Source organism: Streptomyces sp. NPDC000410, from assembly GCF_040300305.1.
In the GTDB taxonomy this organism is placed as follows: Bacteria; Actinomycetota; Actinomycetes; order Streptomycetales; family Streptomycetaceae; genus Streptomyces.
This window is the reverse complement of record NZ_JBEPDM010000009.1, coordinates 131818-148219: the sequence shown is the minus strand read 5'-3', so window position 1 is coordinate 148219 and position 16402 is coordinate 131818. Positions and strand designations below refer to the sequence as shown.

Annotated in this window: 15 protein-coding genes and 1 pseudogene; 9 read left to right on the top strand and 7 right to left on the bottom strand. The window is 71.2% G+C overall.

Annotated elements, in window-relative coordinates; all coding sequences use genetic code 11:
* From ABT342_RS14000 to ABT342_RS13975, 6 genes are all read right to left on the bottom strand, one after another.
* Complete coding sequence (locus tag ABT342_RS14000; protein WP_351571958.1) at positions 1-714, bottom strand: nucleotidyltransferase family protein; 714 nt, start codon at positions 712-714, stop codon at positions 1-3.
* A 53-nt stretch (positions 715-767) separates the two neighbouring features.
* Complete coding sequence (locus ABT342_RS13995) at positions 768-1769, bottom strand: SDR family NAD(P)-dependent oxidoreductase (protein WP_351571955.1); 1002 nt, start codon at positions 1767-1769, stop codon at positions 768-770.
* Between the two features lie 40 nt (positions 1770-1809).
* The gene (locus ABT342_RS13990; RefSeq protein ID WP_351571953.1) at positions 1810-3183 is read right to left on the bottom strand and encodes a hypothetical protein; all 1374 of its coding nucleotides are present in this window, start codon (positions 3181-3183) and stop codon (positions 1810-1812) included.
* A complete protein-coding gene (pelF, locus tag ABT342_RS13985) occupies positions 3180-4694 on the bottom strand; it encodes a GT4 family glycosyltransferase PelF (RefSeq protein WP_351571950.1) in 1515 nt (504 codons plus the stop codon). Before pelF ends, ABT342_RS13990 begins: the two co-directional genes overlap by 4 nt.
* Positions 4695-4799: 105 nt before the next feature.
* Entirely contained in the window at positions 4800-6974 is a 2175-nt protein-coding gene (locus tag ABT342_RS13980; RefSeq protein ID WP_351571947.1) for a hypothetical protein, read from the bottom strand.
* Between the two features lie 323 nt (positions 6975-7297).
* Positions 7298-7822: a hypothetical protein gene (locus ABT342_RS13975; RefSeq protein WP_351571944.1), complete on the bottom strand. Its 525-nt coding sequence runs from the start codon at positions 7820-7822 to the stop codon at positions 7298-7300.
* 359 nt (positions 7823-8181) lie between these two features.
* Between ABT342_RS13975 and ABT342_RS13970 the strand changes: the two genes are divergently transcribed.
* The 7 genes and pseudogenes from ABT342_RS13970 (at position 8182) to ABT342_RS13940 (ending at position 14396) form a co-directional block, all read left to right on the top strand.
* Entirely contained in the window at positions 8182-9435 is a 1254-nt protein-coding gene (locus tag ABT342_RS13970) for an ABC transporter substrate-binding protein (RefSeq protein ID WP_351571941.1), read from the top strand.
* Complete coding sequence (locus ABT342_RS13965) at positions 9432-10331, top strand: carbohydrate ABC transporter permease (protein WP_351571938.1); 900 nt, start codon at positions 9432-9434, stop codon at positions 10329-10331. The genes ABT342_RS13970 and ABT342_RS13965 overlap by 4 nt, the downstream gene beginning before the upstream one ends.
* The gene (locus tag ABT342_RS13960) at positions 10331-11158 is read left to right on the top strand and encodes a carbohydrate ABC transporter permease (protein ID WP_351571935.1); all 828 of its coding nucleotides are present in this window, start codon (positions 10331-10333) and stop codon (positions 11156-11158) included. The genes ABT342_RS13965 and ABT342_RS13960 overlap by 1 nt, the downstream gene beginning before the upstream one ends.
* A gap of 20 nt (positions 11159-11178) precedes the next feature.
* On the top strand, positions 11179-12399 hold the full coding sequence (locus tag ABT342_RS13955) for an ABC transporter ATP-binding protein (RefSeq protein WP_351571932.1): 1221 nt from the start codon (positions 11179-11181) through the stop codon (positions 12397-12399).
* 29 nt (positions 12400-12428) lie between these two features.
* Complete coding sequence (locus ABT342_RS13950; RefSeq protein ID WP_351571929.1) at positions 12429-13355, top strand: MurR/RpiR family transcriptional regulator; 927 nt, start codon at positions 12429-12431, stop codon at positions 13353-13355.
* Positions 13356-13794: 439 nt separating this feature from the next.
* Positions 13795-14091 (top strand): annotated as a pseudogene (locus tag ABT342_RS13945) (MFS transporter); the annotation flags it as partial.
* 59 nt (positions 14092-14150) lie between these two features.
* Positions 14151-14396: an MFS transporter gene (locus ABT342_RS13940; protein ID WP_351571926.1), complete on the top strand. Its 246-nt coding sequence runs from the start codon at positions 14151-14153 to the stop codon at positions 14394-14396.
* Positions 14397-14429: 33 nt separating this feature from the next.
* Here ABT342_RS13940 and tnpA read toward each other — a convergent pair whose 3' ends face one another.
* Positions 14430-14861 carry an IS200/IS605 family transposase gene (tnpA, locus tag ABT342_RS13935; RefSeq protein ID WP_351571924.1) on the bottom strand — a complete coding sequence of 144 codons (432 nt, stop codon included), beginning with the start codon at positions 14859-14861 and terminating at the stop codon, positions 14430-14432.
* Between the two features lie 96 nt (positions 14862-14957).
* On the opposite strand from tnpA, the gene ABT342_RS13930 reads away from it, so the two are divergent.
* Both ABT342_RS13930 and ABT342_RS13925 read left to right on the top strand, forming a co-directional pair.
* Entirely contained in the window at positions 14958-15371 is a 414-nt protein-coding gene (locus ABT342_RS13930) for a hypothetical protein (RefSeq protein WP_502965528.1), read from the top strand.
* 19 nt (positions 15372-15390) lie between these two features.
* Entirely contained in the window at positions 15391-16383 is a 993-nt protein-coding gene (locus ABT342_RS13925) for an LLM class F420-dependent oxidoreductase (RefSeq protein ID WP_351571922.1), read from the top strand.
* Positions 16384-16402 lie beyond the last annotated feature (19 nt).

Below are 16402 nucleotides of genomic sequence, written 5' to 3'. Positions count from 1 at the left end.
TCAGGCTCCCTTGAGCAGCAGTGACTTCTGGGTGGTGAACTCGGCGTTGGCCCGGTCGTAGTCGTCGGGCCGCCCGATGTCGAGCCAGTAGCCGTCGAACTCGTAGGCGTGCGGCGGGTTCTCGGTCTTCAGCAGGTCCAGCACGAGCTCGTCGAAGCCGAGCGGCAGCCCCGGGGTGTACCCGGCGAGCGTGTCGCGCGACAGGCCGTACACGCCCATCGAGACGCGGTAGTCCATGCTGGGCTTCTCGGCGAAGCCCACCACCTTGCCCGCGTCCGTCGTCAGCACCCCGAAGTCGATGCGCACCTTGCGCGCGTACGTGGCGATGGTCAGGGCTGCGCCGGAGTCACGGTGCCGGCGCAGCACGTCCGCGTAGTCGAGATCGGTGAGGATGTCGCCGTTCATCACGAGGAACGACTCGGGCAGCCGGTCGGTCATCGTCAGCAGCGGGCCCATGGTGCCCAGCGGGCTCTCCTCGGTGGCGTAGTCGACTCTCAGCCCCCACCGCTCACCGCTGCCGACATAGGCGCGGATGATCTGGCCGAGGTGGCCGACCGCGATGGTGCAGCTGGTGAAGCCGGCGGAAGCGAGCTGGCGCAGCACGATCTCCAGGATCGCGTGCTGGTCCCCGATCGGCACGAGCGGCTTGGGGAGCGCGGTGGTGTACGGACGCAGCCGGATGCCCTTGCCTCCGGCGAGTATCACTGCGTGCATGGGAGCCCCCTGTGGGTACGGCGGTCAGTAGCTGTGGACGGTCGGTGACGCGGTCAGATGTTGTAGATGTCGGTCTTGTACCGGGCGAGGTTCGCGGGGTCGCGGAAGAACTCGACGGTCCGCGCGATGCCCTGCTCCAGGTCGTGCTCCGGCGCCCACCCGGTCGCCCCGCGCAGCCGGGTGGCGTCCGCGACCAGGCGCATCACCTCGGAGTTCGCGGGCCGGATGCGCTGCTCGTCCTCGGTCACGTCGAGGTCGGCGTCCATCACCTTTCCGACGAGCCGCACCAGGTCACCCACCGAGATCTCGCCGCCCGTACCGGCGTTGAAGGTCCGGCCCACCACGGCCTCGGCCGGGGCGGTGCCGACGGCGAGGAACGCCTGCGCGGTGTCCTTGACGAAGGTGAAGTCCCGGGTGGGCCGCAGATCGCCGAGCGTGATGCTGCGCGAACCGGCGGCCACCTGACCGATGACGGTCGGGATCACGGCCCGCATCGACTGCCGGGGGCCGTACGTGTTGAACGGACGCAGCGTCACCACCGGCGTGTCGAAACTCGCGTGGTAACTGTCGGCGAGCCGGTCCCCGCCCGCCTTCGACGCGGCGTACGGGGACTGCGTGTTGATGGGGTGGTCCTCCGTGATGGGCACGGTCCGCGCGGTCCCGTACGTCTCGCTCGTGGACGTGTGCACCAGGCGAGGGGTGCCCAGCGACCGCACCGCCTCCAGCACGTTGAGCGTGCCCGTGACATTGGTGTCCACGTAGCTGTGCGGGGCCTGGTACGAGTACGGGATCGCGATCAGCGCGGCCAGGTGGTACACCGCGTCGGCGCCGTCCACGAGGGCGCGGACCGAGCCGGGGTCACGGACGTCGCCCAGCACGATCTCGACCTGGTCGAGGATCTCGGGTGCCAGGGTCTCCAGCCAGCCGTAGGAGGAGAAGGAGTTGTACTGCGCCATGGCGCGCACGCGGTGCCCGGAGGTCACGAGCGCCTCGGTCAGATGGGAGCCGATGAAGCCCTCGGCTCCGGTGACGGCGGCGAGCGGTGCGGATGTCAACTGACGGTCCTTTCAAAGAAGGTGTGTGATCAGGGGGTGATCAGGCGTGTGCGGTAGGGCGGCCGAGCAGCCACAGCACACCGACGACGAGAAGCCCGGCAGCGGCACCGCAACACAGCAGCAGCGCCAGTGCGGGTGGCGGACCGCCGCCCAGGAGGGCCGCCGTGCCCACGCCCGCCGCCGCGGCGAGCGTCACCGTGGCCGGGGGCCAGGCGATGCCGAACGCCTGGAGCAGCAGGGCGGTCCACAGCAGACCCGCGACGGTCAGGAGCGGGGCGGGCCGTGCCCCGGTCAGCAGCGCCGCCGGTACGAGCGGCAGGAGGTACGCGCCCAGGCAGATCGCCAGGGTGCGCGCGGACCGCAGCCGGAAGGCGGCCCCGGTCGCGGTCGCCCGCAGCCCCGCCACCGACAGACCCCGGTAGCGGTACAGCAGCCACTCCGCCGGGCCCATGCTGAGGGTCAGCGCGATGACGGCGAGCGGCTGCTCCCGGCCCACGAACACGACCAGGACGCCCGCGCCCAGGCCGAACAGCCCGTACGGCAGCGAGTCGCGGAACCGTGGCCGTGCAGCGCCCGGTGCGGCGTCGGCCCCGAGCATGCCCCGGATCGCGTGTCCCGCCGCCGCGGCGGACATCAGCACCGTCAGCGTTGGCAGCCCGATCCGCAGCACCACCCCAGGGTCCCACCAGGGCAGCACCGCCGCACCCGCGAGCAGGGGCGTGAGGGTGGCGAGCAGCACGCGTTCCCTCCCGCACACCAGCAGCACCCCGGCCGCCGCGAGGTACAGCGACTGTCCGACGGCGAACAGCGCCGCCGGCCCGGCCCCCGCCATGGCCACCCCGGCCGCCGAGGCGAGCAGGGCACCGGCCGCCGCGCCGACGAGCAGCGTCCGGCCCGCCTCCCGGCGCCCCGCCGCCAGCCGCAGATACGCGCGGTGGCTCAGGCCCTGCCCCCACGCCCAGGACAGCAGCCCTGCCGCGACCAGCGCGTACACGCCCTGCTCGCTGTGCCACAGCCGCCCGGTCAGCAGATACGCCAGCCCCGGCAGGGCGAACAGCGCCCCGCGCAGCGCGCACCGGACATGGTCGGGCGCCCAGGGATCGGCCGCCGGCGGCGGCTCGGGGAAGCTGCGCGGCACCCGCCGGTACAGGTCGGCGGCGAGGGAGAAGAGGTCCCGGTGGCCGTAGCGCTCCTGGATCTGCTCACCGGTCAGTCCCTCCGACTCCAGCAGCGCGGCCACCTCGTACGCGTGCACCGCGGGGCCTATCCGGTCGGCGAGCTCGGCGGCGAGCCGGTCCACCGGATCGTCGGCCGCCGGCGGCACGCGCAGGGCGAGCGTGGCGTCGGCGGCCAGCCGCAGGGCCAGCGTGTCGCCCTGGCCGCCGTCGGGTGCGAGGGGCAGGGGGCCGCTCATCCCGCCACGCTCCTCAGGGCCGTATCGCCCGCGAGGTCCGGGCTGAGCGGGCCGTCGAGCGGGGAGCCGCCGCGGACGGACAGTTCGAGGTAGATGGCCCGGAAGGTGTCGACGGTCTGACGGAGCGTGAACTGTTCGATCACGCGCAGCCGGGCCGCCTCGCCCATGGCCGCGCGGCGCGGCGGATCGGCGAGCAGCTCCAGCGCGGCCGCGGCCATGGCGCCCGGATCGCGCGGTGGTACGACGAGTCCGGTCCCGCCGACCGCCTCCCGCACCCCTCCCACATCGGTGGAGACGGTGGCCCGGCCGCACGACATCGCCTCGATCAGGGTGAACGGGAAGCCCTCGCTGATGCTGGAGAGCATCACGACGTTGCCCGCCGCGTACGCGTCCCTGATGTCGTCGACCCGCCCCTCGAAGGTGACCGCGTCACCGTGGCCGAGGGACGCGGCGAGCTCCTCGCAGCGCTCGCGATAGGCCTCGCCGCCGCGCGGAGTCCCGCCGAACAACCGCAGCGAGGCCCCCGGGACTTGGGCGCGGACCTGCGCGAACGCCCGTATCAGGGTCTCCAGGTCCTTGATCGGGTCGACCCGGCCCGCCCAGCTGAGGGTGGGGGCTGCCGGCTCAGGACCGGCGGGCGGGAAGGCCGCCGGGTCGACGCCGTTGTAGACCGTCCTGATCAGGCGGGGGTCGGCGCCGCCCTGTTCCTCCCACAGCCGGTTGTAGCGGTTGCCGGGGGTGATCAGCGCCGCGCGGCGGTACGTCTCCTCCGCGAGCAGCCGGAAGAAGCCGAGCAGCACCGCCTTCACCGGCCAGCGGTAGGGGGCCGTCCGGTAGCCGAGGTAGCGCTCGCGCAGATAGACCCCGTGCTCGGTCAACAGCAGGGGCACGCCGTGGAGTTCGAGCGCGGCGAGACCCGGCAGCACGGCGACGCCCCCGCTGACCGCGTGCGCCACGCCCTGCTCGGGCGGGCGGGCGGCGAGCGGGCGCAGGGCGTGCTCCAGCAGCCCGGTCGCGGTGACCGCGTCGTGCAGGCTGGGCCTGGCCTCGCGTACCTCGAGACCGGGCCGGTTCCACACGGCGGTCAGCACCCGCAGCGCGCGGTCGCCGCGCAGGGCCGGGCTCAGCGTCCCGTCCCGCGCCGCGCGGGCCATCTCGTACAGCGCGGGGCCGAAGCCGTCCTCGGCGGCCGGGTCGAGCAGGGCGGTCAGGAACCGTTCGTACGCGGCCATCAGCCGCCGCTCCCGCCGCCCGCGCGGCGGTGAACCGGCGGGAGCGGGACCCCACATGGGCACCGAGACGGGCTCGGCCACATGGGGCGGCAGCTCCCAGACCACGGACTCACGCCCGGTCCCGGTCACCGCGATGACGTCGAAATCGATATCGGGCATCCCGGTCACCAGCTGGTCGCACCAGACACTCACCCCGCCGTGACTGTGCGGGTAGGTGCCTTCGGTGAGCAGGGTGACCCGTGCGGCGCCACTGCGCGGCGCGCGGTACTGAACGTGCATGGATGGGCTCCACGGCAGAAAGGGTGTGGAGGGGAGCGACGGGTTCCGTACGCCTGCCGGCGTACGGAACCCGCGTCCTCGCGATGAGCTGGTGCGCGGCCTGGATCAGCGCCGCTGGGCGGCGCCGGGCAGCACCGGCGTCACGACCCCGGCGGGCACGGGGGCGCCCGGCGCGGCCGCGCCTCGCGCGCCGGTGTCCGCCGTCGTGGAGACCGTTCCGCCCGCCCCGGCCGCCGGGGCGGACGGCAGGTCCAGCGTCACGCCGTTCTGCCCGGCTGCCGGGGAGACCCGGCCCGAGACCGTGCCCGCGTACGGCTGCCCGAAGGCGTCGGTACCGTGCGTCGTCCCGGTGGGCATGGTGGCGTTCACCGCGATGCCCTCCGGGGCCGTGACGGTCACGGAGTCGCCGATCCGGTGGGCGGTGACCTGGCCGGACTTCACCGCGGCGTTCCAGGCGGCGCGTTCGCGCAGTTCCGCGCCGATGTCCTTCATCCGGAGGTTCACCAGGGGGGTGTTGTCCGCGTAGAGAGTGGCGTACTGGTTGAGGATCGCGTCCAGGACCGGGTAGGCGATCTGGTCCTCGGCCAGGTTCGACTGGTGGATGAAGTGCGGCCGGGGGTCGTTGGCCAGCACGTGGCCCATCGCGATCCGGGTCTCCAGCGGCACGATGTAGTCCGTGTAGCCGGTCGCCGGGTCCAGCGGGGCGTCGAGACACGTGGTCGTCGTCGACAGGTCCTCGCAGATGCCGCTGCCGCCCTGGGCCCGGCGGGTGTAGATCCAGTTGTACTCGTCGACCTGCTCCGCCTCCCGGCCCACGTTGTAGAACACGTTCATCGGGTAGCGGGACACCGTCAGCGCGGATCCGACCCGACGCTGCACCGGATCGCGGGAGTTGTCGGAGCCGAGCCAGGTGATGCCGTTGTCTGCGAGCGCCGGGGCGAGGTTCGGGTTGTCCTCGGGCTGCTGCGGGAGCAGTTTCAGGCCGGAGTGTTCGCCGGTGACCAGCTCACCGTTCTCCAGGGGCAGTCCCGCGCGCTCCGCCCACTGCCGGTTCTCGGCGATCTGCCGGGAGATCTCGGCCCGGCCGACGTAGCGCGTAGCGCCGCCGGCGTCGGTGGCGCACTTCCACGGGACGACGCTGACGTCCTGCTCGCAGCCCAGGTAGGGGTGGTCGTAGGTGTGGTTGATCCAGCGGAACGCGTCGCGGTCGGCGATCAGCTGGTCCGCCGCGGGGTCGGCCCCGCCGTTGTCCTCCCGGTGCTCGACGCTGCCGCCGCCGTTGTACGCGAAGTCCAGGGTGAACCTGCGGGCGCGGGACCACTCTGCGGCGGTGCGGACGTCGGCGGGCGTCATCCTGATCGGGTTCGGCGTGCCCTGGCCCGGCTGGCAGTCCACGTCACCGGGGGTGCAGTTGAGCGCGGTGTCCCAGCGGTCGTCGGCGGCGAACACGTCGTCGACGTGGACGGAGAAGTAGTTGCGCGAGGAGCCGAGGCGCACCCCCTGCGTCATCCAGTCGACGATGCCGCGCGCGAGCAGCCTGAACTGCCGCTGGTGCTGGTTGTACACGAAGGTCACCACGAGCTCGCGGCGCCCGTCGTGCCGGTACTCGCCGACGAGCGAGCCCTTGGTCGTCGTGCCGGGCGCCGGCGCCTCGACGTACGTCGTGAAGTCCGCGCCCGCTCGCGGGCGGGACAGGAAGGCCCAGCTCTCGTTCACGGCCGGGTCGTTGTTCTCGAAGGTGAACGCGTTGTCGAGGTAGCCGAACGGCCCGGCCTTGCCCGCCGCCGTCACCTGGGCGGTGATGCCGTCCAGGGGTCCGGAGTAACCGGTGAGCGGGTACTCGAGCCCGGCCTGCGGCCTGGCGTACGTGTACGCGTCGACCTGCGGGATCGCGTACGTCTTCTCGTACGAGACGAGGGCGGCCATCTCCGGCGAGCCCGCCGGGAACGGATCGTCGTTCGGCAGGACGACGGCCTGGAACTTGGCGCGCGGCCGGCCGTCGACCGTGTCGGCGAGGAACGTCGCGTCGATCACCGGGCGGCCCGGGGCGCCGAGGTCCACGACGGTGTACGGCGTGCCCGCGCCGTCGAGTTCGGCGGCGATGGCGTCCGTGGCGGGGCCGCCGTCGGACACCACCAGCACCCGCAGCTCGACGCGGGGCGTCTGGTCCTCGGCCCGCACCGGCGCCGCGACCGCCGTCGGTATGCCGAGGGCGACGATGAGCGCTCCGACGGTGAGTGCGGTCGTACGTGAGCTCCGCTTCGCGCGGGTCCGCTTCATGCGGTGAAGTCCCTCCCCATAACCCCCCCAGCGCAACGGCGCGGCCGCTCGCGTGGAGCGCCGCGCTGTTGTGCCCTTACCCGTCACATAGTGCTGTCTGCGTGTGGTTTCTGTGTGCCTACCGTGAAAATTGACGGAAAAGCGTACGTGTCGGGATGGGGCCGGACGGGGCCACCGGTTCTCCGTACGAGGTGAGACCGTGCGGGTACGGAGGGTAAACGCTTGCGGTCATCAGTGGTTCGGACAAGCTGCGGGACCGGGCGGCCGCGATTTTCGGCCAGTCCGGCGGCGGTGGGGTCCACCACCGCCGGTCCGGTGGCCGGCTAGAGGGCCGGGGCCGGGGCCGGGCAGGTCACCCTGGTCTCCGGGGTGTTGTAGATGCCGTCCTTCACGTTCTGGCCGTTGTTGTACTCGTAGTAGAGGTACGAGTAGAAGCCGATGTTGCCGTTGCAGCCGGAGTCGGCGGCGATCTGGTACGTCAGGGTGACCGTGCGGCTGGCTCCCGGGGCGAGCGGGATCTCGTAGTTCACGCCGAGCCCCGTGGTGCCCGTGCCCGTGCAGGAAGCGCCCTCGGAAGTGCACGAGACGAAGCTGTACTTGAGGTCCTTGCGCTGCGTCGTGGGCCACGTCGGCTGGACCGACTGGTACACGAACCAGACGTCCGTGGCCTGGTTGTTGGTGAGGGTCATCGTCAGCGAGACCGTCGAGCCGGGGGCCGAGGTGGCCTGGTCGACGGTGAAGCTCAGATCGGGGGTCTCGGCCGCGGCCGGCTGCGTCATGCCGAAGCAGACCAGCGCGGAGGCGAGTATCGCGGACAGGCCGAAACGTCTCAGGTGTGTGATGCGCATGGCCCCGGAGGTTAGGAGACCGCCGGGCGCCGCGTCTGCCCCGTTGTGTCCCCGCGGACCGCGCCCCGGCGCGAAACAGACGGGCCCGGCCCGGGTGCCGAACGGCCCCCGTCCGCACGCCGGTTCCGGCATATGCGCCGGATGGCGGCCGGGTGGGCCCTCTGCCGCGGCCCGTCGCCGAGCGTGCGTGCGACGTCACTCAGGGCTCACCGGCAATGGCCTATTCCGCGTGCATCGTCCCCTTGCGTCTCTCCTTGCGCGTTCGTGTGAGCCGACCCCCGGCCGTTCGGGTGGCCGTGCCGCGATGCCGCCGCCCCGTCGCGGCCGCCCGCGCGGCCCCCGCGGCTACGGTCGACGTGATGCGTACGTACTCGCGGTGCCTCGCCGTGCTGCCCCTGCTGGCGGCGCTGCTGACCTCGTGCGGGTCCGAGCGCACCGGCCCCACCGTGCTCAACTGGTACAACTTCCCGGATGACTCGGGAGCGCTGGCGAGCGCCGCGAGCAGCTGCACCCGCGCCTCCGGCGGGCGCTACCGGATCGTCTACAACAAGCTGCCGCGCACCGCGGACGGCCAGCGCCAGCAGCTGGTGCGCCGGCTGGCCGCCGGGGACGACGCGATCGACATCATGGGCCTGGACGTCACCTGGGTCCCGGAGTTCGCCGAAGCCGGGTGGGTCCTGCCGTGGACCGGCGCGAGCCGCGCCGGAGCCAGCGTGGGAACCCTGGAGGTCCCGCTGCGCTCGGCGACCTGGCGGGGGACGCTGTACGCCGTCCCGTACAACACCAACGTCCAGCTGCTGTGGTACCGCGCCGATCTCGTACCCGAGCCGCCCCGCACCTGGGAGCGGATGCTGGCCATGGCCCGCGAGCTGGCCGAGCGGGGGAAACCCCACCACGTCGAGATCCAGGGAGCGCAGTACGAGGGCCTGACGGTCTGGTTCAACACGCTCGTGGCGAGCGCGGGAGGCTCCGTCCTCAACGCCACCGCCACCGCCCCCGCGCTCGGACCGCCCGCGGTCGAGGCGGCCGCGGTCATGCGCGAGCTGGCCGTGTCACCCGCCGCCGACCCCTCCCTGCCCAACCAGATGGAGGATCAGAACCGGCTGGCGATGGAGTCCGGGACGGCGGCCTTCGAACTCAACTATCCGTTCGTGTATCCGTCGATGCGGTCGAACAACCCCGAGCTGTTCCGGCACTTCCGCTGGGCGCCGTATCCCCGCGTGGACGCCCGCCGCGCCGCGAAACCCACCATCGGCGGCATCAACCTCGCGATCGGCGCCCACTCCCGGCGCCCTGAGCAGGCGTTCGAGGCGGCCCTTTGCCTGCGCAACCGGAAGAACCAGATCACCGCGGCCGTCGACGGCGGCCTGCCGCCCACCCTGCGCGCGCTGTACTCCGAGCCCGAGTTCAAGAAGAGCTACCCCTTCGCCGACACCGTCCTCGCCGCCCTGGAGAACGCCAGCGTCCGCCCCCAGACCCCGGCGTACCAGAACGTCTCCATCGTGATCTCCCACACCCTCTCCCCGCCCGCCGCCATCGAACCGCGCCGCTCGGTCGCCACCATCGGCCGCCAGACCGAGGACGCCCTGCGGTCCAAGGGGCTGATCCCATGAGCCGACCGGCCAAGCTCTCCGCGGGCGCACGCCAGGAGCGCAGACTCGGCCTCGCACTGTGCGCACCCGCCGTCCTCGCCATGCTCGCCGTGACGGCCTACCCGCTCGGCTACGCCGTCCACCTCTCCCTGCACCGCTACGACCTGCGCTTCCCGGCCGAGGCGCGGTTCGTGGGGCTGAGCAACTACGGCGCCGTCCTGTCCTCCCCGTTCTGGTGGGAGGCGTTCTGGGTGACCGTGTTCATCACCGTCGTCTCGGTCGCCGTCGAACTCGTCCTCGGCATGGCACTGGCCCTGGTGATGCACCGCACCCTCGTCGCCAGGGGGACCGTACGCACCGCCGTCCTCGTCCCGTACGGCATCGTCACCGTCGTCGCCGCGTTCTCCTGGCAGTACGCCTGGACCCCCGGCACCGGCTACCTCGCCGCCCTCCTCCCGGCCGGCGAAGCCCCGTTGACCGAGAAGTGGCCCGCCATCGGTCTGATCATCCTCGCCGAGGTCTGGAAGACCACGCCCTTCATGGCCCTGCTGCTGCTCGCCGGACTCGCCCTGGTGCCCGAGGAGACCCTGCGCGCCGCGATGGTGGACGGGGCGGGCGCCTGGCAGCGGTTCGCGCTGGTCACCCTGCCGCTCATGAAGCCCGCGATCCTGGTGGCCCTGCTCTTCCGCACCCTGGACGCCTTCCGGGTGTTCGACAGCGTCTACGTCCTGACCTCGGGCTCCCACGGCACCGGCTCGGTCTCCATCCTCGGCTACGACAACCTGTTCACCGCGCTCAACCTCGGCATCGGATCGGCGGTCTCGGTACTGATCTTCCTCTGCGTCGGCCTGATCGCCTTCGCCTTCGTCGGACTCTTCGGGGCCGCGGCCCCCGGATCGCGGGAGGCGGGACGCTGATGGGGGACAGGAGACGGCTCACCGGCTGGACGATCGCGAACATCGTGGTCATCGGGTACGCCCTGTTCCCGGTCTGGTGGATCGCCGCCCTCTCCTTCAAGGACCCCGCCACCCTGAACGACGGAAGCGTCATCCCGTCCGAATGGACCCTGGAGAACTACCGGGGCATCTTCCGGACCTCGGAATTCACGCGGGCCCTCGTCAACTCGATCGGCATCGCCCTGATCGCCACCGCCATCGCCGTCGTCCTCGGCACCATGGCCGCCTACGCCATCGCCCGGCTGCGCTTCCCCGGCAAACGGCTGCTGATCGCGATGTCCCTGCTCATCGCGATGTTCCCGCCGATCTCCCTGGTCTCCCCGCTGTTCGAGATCGAACGCGCGCTGGGCCTCTTCGACACCTGGCCGGGGCTGATCATCCCGTACATGACCTTCTCGCTCCCGCTCGCGATCTACACGCTCTCGGCCTTCTTCCGGGAGATCCCCTGGGACCTCGAAAAGGCGGCCAAGGTCGACGGGGCCACCCCCGCCCAGGCGTTCCGGCTGGTGATCGCGCCGGTGGCCGCGCCCGGCGTGTTCACCACCGCGATCCTCGTCTTCATCTTCTGCTGGAACGACTTCCTCTTCGCGATCTCGCTGACCTCGACGGAAACGGCGCGCACGGTCCCGGCCGCGATCGCCTTCTTCACCGGCAGCAGCCAGTTCCAGCAGCCGACCGGCTCGATCGCCGCCGCCGCGATGGTGATCACCGTGCCGATCGTCGTCTTCGTCCTGCTGTTCCAGCGGCGCATCGTCGCCGGACTGACCTCCGGGGCCGTCAAAGGCTGAAGGGAAAGGGTGACCGGCCCGTGGCCGAGATCGTGCTCGAAGGCATCACCAAGAGGTACCCCGACGGCTCCGTGGCCGTACGGGACGTCGATCTCACCGTGGCCGACGGGGAGTTCGTCATCCTCGTCGGGCCCTCCGGCTGCGGTAAGTCGACGACACTCAACATGATCGCGGGACTTGAGGACATCACCGAGGGGACCCTGCGCATCGGCGGTCGCGTCGTCAACGACAAGGCGCCCAAGGACCGCGACATCGCCATGGTCTTCCAGAGCTACGCCCTCTACCCGCACATGAGCGTGCGGGACAACATGGGCTTCGCCCTGCGCCTCGCCAAGGTCGACAAGGCCACCATCCGGAGCAAGGTGGAGGAGGCCGCCCGCATCCTCGACCTGACCGCGCATCTCGACCGCAAACCCGCGAACCTGTCGGGCGGCCAGCGCCAGCGGGTCGCGATGGGCCGCGCCATCGTCCGCAGCCCCCAGGCCTTCCTGATGGACGAGCCGCTGTCCAATCTGGACGCGAAGCTGCGCGTCCAGATGCGCACCGAGATCTCCCGGCTCCAGCAGCGCCTCGGCACCACCACCGTCTATGTGACCCACGATCAGACCGAGGCCATGACGCTCGGGGACCGGGTGGTCGTGCTGCGCGGCGGCGTCGTCCAGCAGGCCGGGGCCCCTCAGCACCTGTACGACGAGCCGGTCAATCTCTTCGTCGCGGGCTTCATCGGCTCACCCGCCATGAACTTCCTGCGCGCCACCCTGGAGGAGAACACGCTGCGCACGGCGATCGGCGACCTCCCGCTGGACGACGAGGTCCGCCGCCGTCTGGAGCGGGCGCACGCGCCGCGGGAGCTCGTCGTGGGCCTGCGGCCCGAGGCGTTCGAGGACGGCGCCCTGGTCGACGCCGGCCCGGCGGGGACGAGGTTCACCGCCACCGTGGACGTACTGGAGTCCCTCGGCTCGGACGTCTACGCGTACCTCACCGGGGAGGGCTGGGAGCCGGCCGTCACCCCGGAACTGAGGGAACTGGCCGCCGACTCCGGCCTCGACGGGACAGGCACCGGGGCAGCGACCGGGACGGGTGGCGGGGCGGGACAGATCGTCGCCAGGATCGCCCCCGCGACCAGGATCCGCCAGGGGAGCCGGGCCGAGCTGTGGGTGGACACCTCCGGTACGCACCTCTTCGATCCCCGCAGCGGGCTGAACCTGACCCGCCGGACAACGGCGAGTGGGCTAAGTTGAGGACGATGGGGACGAGAAGGAGGCACGCCGTGCCATCAGATCAGCAGGCGCGCGCGCAGGCGTCCGCGATCACGCCGGGAAAGCGGTACGCGGACGACGGGCCGGCCCCCGTGGACCAGGTCCGCGCCCTGTTCGGTGGCCACCGTCTGTCGCCCGCGCAACGGCGCATCGCGCAGTACATCACCGACCACCTCACCGAGGCCGCGTTCCTGTCGATCACGGACCTCGCCGAACGGGTGGGCGTGAGCCAGCCGTCGGTGACCCGCTTCGCGACCTCGCTCGGCCTCAGCGGGTTCCCCGCGCTGCGGGAGGCGCTCCAGCCCATCGCGCTCAGCGCCGTCGCCGGCACCCCCGACACGACGAGGGAGCAGGACCGCCGCAACGAGCTCCAGGCGGCGGTCGACGCCGAGATCGACAACCTGGAGAGCCTGCGGCGCGTCTTCGCCGACACCGACCAGCTGCTCGACCTCGGCCGGGAACTGGCCAGGTCGGTACCTCTGACGATCCTCGGCCTGCGGATCTCCGTCTCGCTGGCCGAGTACTTCGCGTACGCGGCGAGGCGCATCCATCCGGACGTACGCCTGGTGTCCCGGGGCGGCAGCGTCGCCAACGACGCGCTCCTGCAGTCGCGGGAGGCGGGCGGCACCTGGGTGCTCGCCTTCGCCATGCCCAGACACGCCAAGGAGACCCTGGCGGCGGTCCGGGCCGCGCGCGGTACGGGCCTGCGCGTCGCGCTGATCACGGACCTCACCCTCGGGCCGCTGGTGGAGGAGGCCGATGTGGCGTTCACCGCCGGCACCGGATCGCGTCTCGTCTTCGACTCGTACGCCGCCCCGGGGGTGCTGTCGGCGGCCATCCTCCAGGCCATGGCCGACGCCGACCCCGAGCGCACGCAGCTGCGTCTGGAGAAGTACGAGCAGGCCGCCGAGCAGCACGACTTCTTCCTCGAGTACTGAGTTCCTCCTCCGGCACCGATTCCCGGGACGTTCCGGCATGTCACCGGACGTCCTTCGAACACGGTGCGTGCCATCGCGCTGACAGCGTGCATGAAATTTTTCATGCAACTTGCCTACTGCGCGGTATATATATTTACTGCACGTGAACCACCCGGGACTTCGACACCTCCTCTCGTCGACCCCCACGGTGTTCCTCGGGCACTCCGCCACCCCTCGGAGGCCCCCGGCGGCCCCGGTCTACCCCTGGGCCTGGGCCGCCGCAATACTTCCCCGGCTCCCCAGGGGGCGTCCGGTGGATCATGCTGGGCTCGCTGATCCAGCCTGATCCACCGGACACCCCCCAGCCTGTGAGCCGGGATCACAGGATGAACGCCTGTCTGGCTGGCGCCGCGCGGCCCGCCGACGATGGCCCGGTCCATACCGACCGTCGCTCGACAAGGTGGTGATCCGCTTGAGCAGCGTCTCCGACGCCCCCGCAAGTGAGACAGGCAAGACCCGGCACGGCGAAGGCTTCGACCGGCTGCGCTATGCGGGCGTGTTCGCGCTGTTGTTCCTGTTCGGGACCGAGACGTTCCTCGTCTCTCCCCTCCTGCCGACCATTTCCGACGACATCGCCGTCAGCGAGGCCGCCGCGGCGTCCAGCGTCACCGCGTACGTCCTCGTGTACGCGATCAGCGCACCCTTCCTGGGGCTGCTCGGCGACCGCTTGGGCCGCCGCCGGGCCCTGCTCGCCGGGACGGTGCTGTTCGTGGTGTCGAACGCCGCCGCCGCCCTCTCCACCGGCCGACCCTGCTGGTGGTCTCCCGGGCGGTGGCCGGGCTGGCCGCGGCGGCGGCCGGACCCGCGATCTGGGCCCATATCGCCGAGACCTCGTCGGACCGGGTACGGGGCCGCGCGCTCGGTCTCGGCATGGCGTTGTTCTCCTGCGGACAGGTCGTCGGCGTACCGCTCGGCGGACTGCTGGCGGGCACGGCGGGCTGGCGCTCCGCGTTCTGGGCGATGGCCATCGGCAGGGTGAAGCGCATCCCGGAACTGCTCTGACCCGCACGTCCGCATGGGGCCGTACTGTTGACCTCAGCTTACGGGGCGCTGCTGCTGCTCGATGTACTGACGTACAGCGGCGGGCGGGGCCCCTGCGCACGATCCGGCGAAGTACGAGCCGGACCAGAAACGCCCGCCCCACAGGTACCGGCGGACGTGCGTGTCGTACTCCTTGCGCAGCAGCCGGGCGGAGACGCCCTTGAGGGAGTTGACCAGCTTGGAGAGCTGGACCTTCGGCGGATAGCTCACCAGCAGGTGCACGTGATCGTGCTCGCCGTTGAACTGGTTCAGCTCGGCCTCGAAGTCCTCGCACACCTCCCGCATGATCTCTTCGCATCTTGTCAGCATGGCGTCGGTGAAGGCGCCCCGCCGGTACTTGGTGACGAAAACCAAGTGGACGTGCAAGTTGTGGACGACGTGTCGGCCGGTACGCACATCGGGATTGGGATTCCACCGTGGTGACATAAACCGAATGATTCGCTTGTGATTGTGAGTCAAGACACCAGGGTCAAGCGTCAGTTCGGGTACCGTGCCCGGCTTGCGTTGTCGCCTGCCGAGGTGTTGACGGCTGACGATCAGGCGCACGCGGCCCGCACCATGTGGAACCTGCTGCACGCCTGGTGGCAGATGATGCCGAAGGATGAGCGCACGCTCGCGAACGCGGACGCCGCGATACGCCAGGCCCGTAAGGATCTCGATTTCCTCGCCATCCTCCCCGCGCAGCCCGCCCAGGCGGTACTGAAGACGTACTTCCAGGCATGGAAGCACTGCTGGGACGGCCGGGCGGACGCACCGAACTTCAAGGGCCGTTTCCGGTCCCTCATGTCGGTGGACATCCCTCAGGGACGAGATCTGAACATCAAGCGCGTGCATCGACGGTGGGGCGTGGTCAACCTGCCAAAGATCGGCCGAGTCCGGTTCCGCTGGACCAAAGACCTCCCGGTCGGCAAGCACGCGCCTGGTTCCTCGACCTGACGACGGTGTGGATGGCGTCATGACGACACACCGGCCCAACTGGGGAATCACCCTCCCGCTGCCCGGACTCACCATCGACCAGCACCGCTTCATCATCGAACGGCTGCCGGAGCTCGGCTACACCGACGTGTGGAGCGCGGAGGGCGGCGGCACCGACGCCTTCACACCGCTCGCCGCCACCGCCGCCTGGTCCCCGACGCTGCGCATCGCCACCGGCATCGTTCCCGTCCACACCCGCGGCCCGGCCGTGCTCGCCCAGACCGCCGCCACGCTGGCCCAACTCGCCCCGGGCATACTGCTGTTGGGGATCGGCTCGTCGGTACCGGCGCACGTCACCGACATCAACGGCATCCCGTTCGACGAACCCTTCAAACGCACCAGGGACGTCCTGCGCTTCGTCACGCGCGCACTACGCGGCGAGTACGTCGCCGGTGACTTCGACACCTTCTCCATCACCGGCTACCGGCTGCCGCATCCGCCCTCGCCGCCGGCGAAGGTCATCCTCGGGGCTCTGCGCCCCGGCATGCTGCGGCTCGGCTTCGGCGAGGGGGACGGGGCCGTCACCAACCTGCTCTTCCCCGACGACGTACCGAAGATCCTGGACGCGGTGGGACCCCAGCCGCCCGGCAAGGAGCTGGTGGTCAAGGTGTTCGTGTGTCCCACCGAGGACACCGACTACGCGCACCGCGCCACCCGGCCCTTCCTCGCGTGGATCCTCAACCGGGAGCCGTACCGCAAGTTCCACGAGTGGCTCGGCCACGGCGAGGCGCTGCGCGAGTCGCACCAGCGGTGGGCCGCCGGCGATCACGAAGGGGCCCAGAAGGCGCTGCCCGACGAGGTCGTCGAGGGGCTGTTCATCAGCGGCTCGCCCGAGGAGTGCCGCGAGCGCATCCTGCGCTACCACCGGCCCGGTGTGACCACCATCCAGCTGTACGTCTCGCTGCGACCGGAGGTCTTCGTCAGCCGCGCCAAGGTGCTGGAGACGCTGGCCCGCCTGGGCCCCGCCGCATAGCGGAGCGACCCGAGACAGG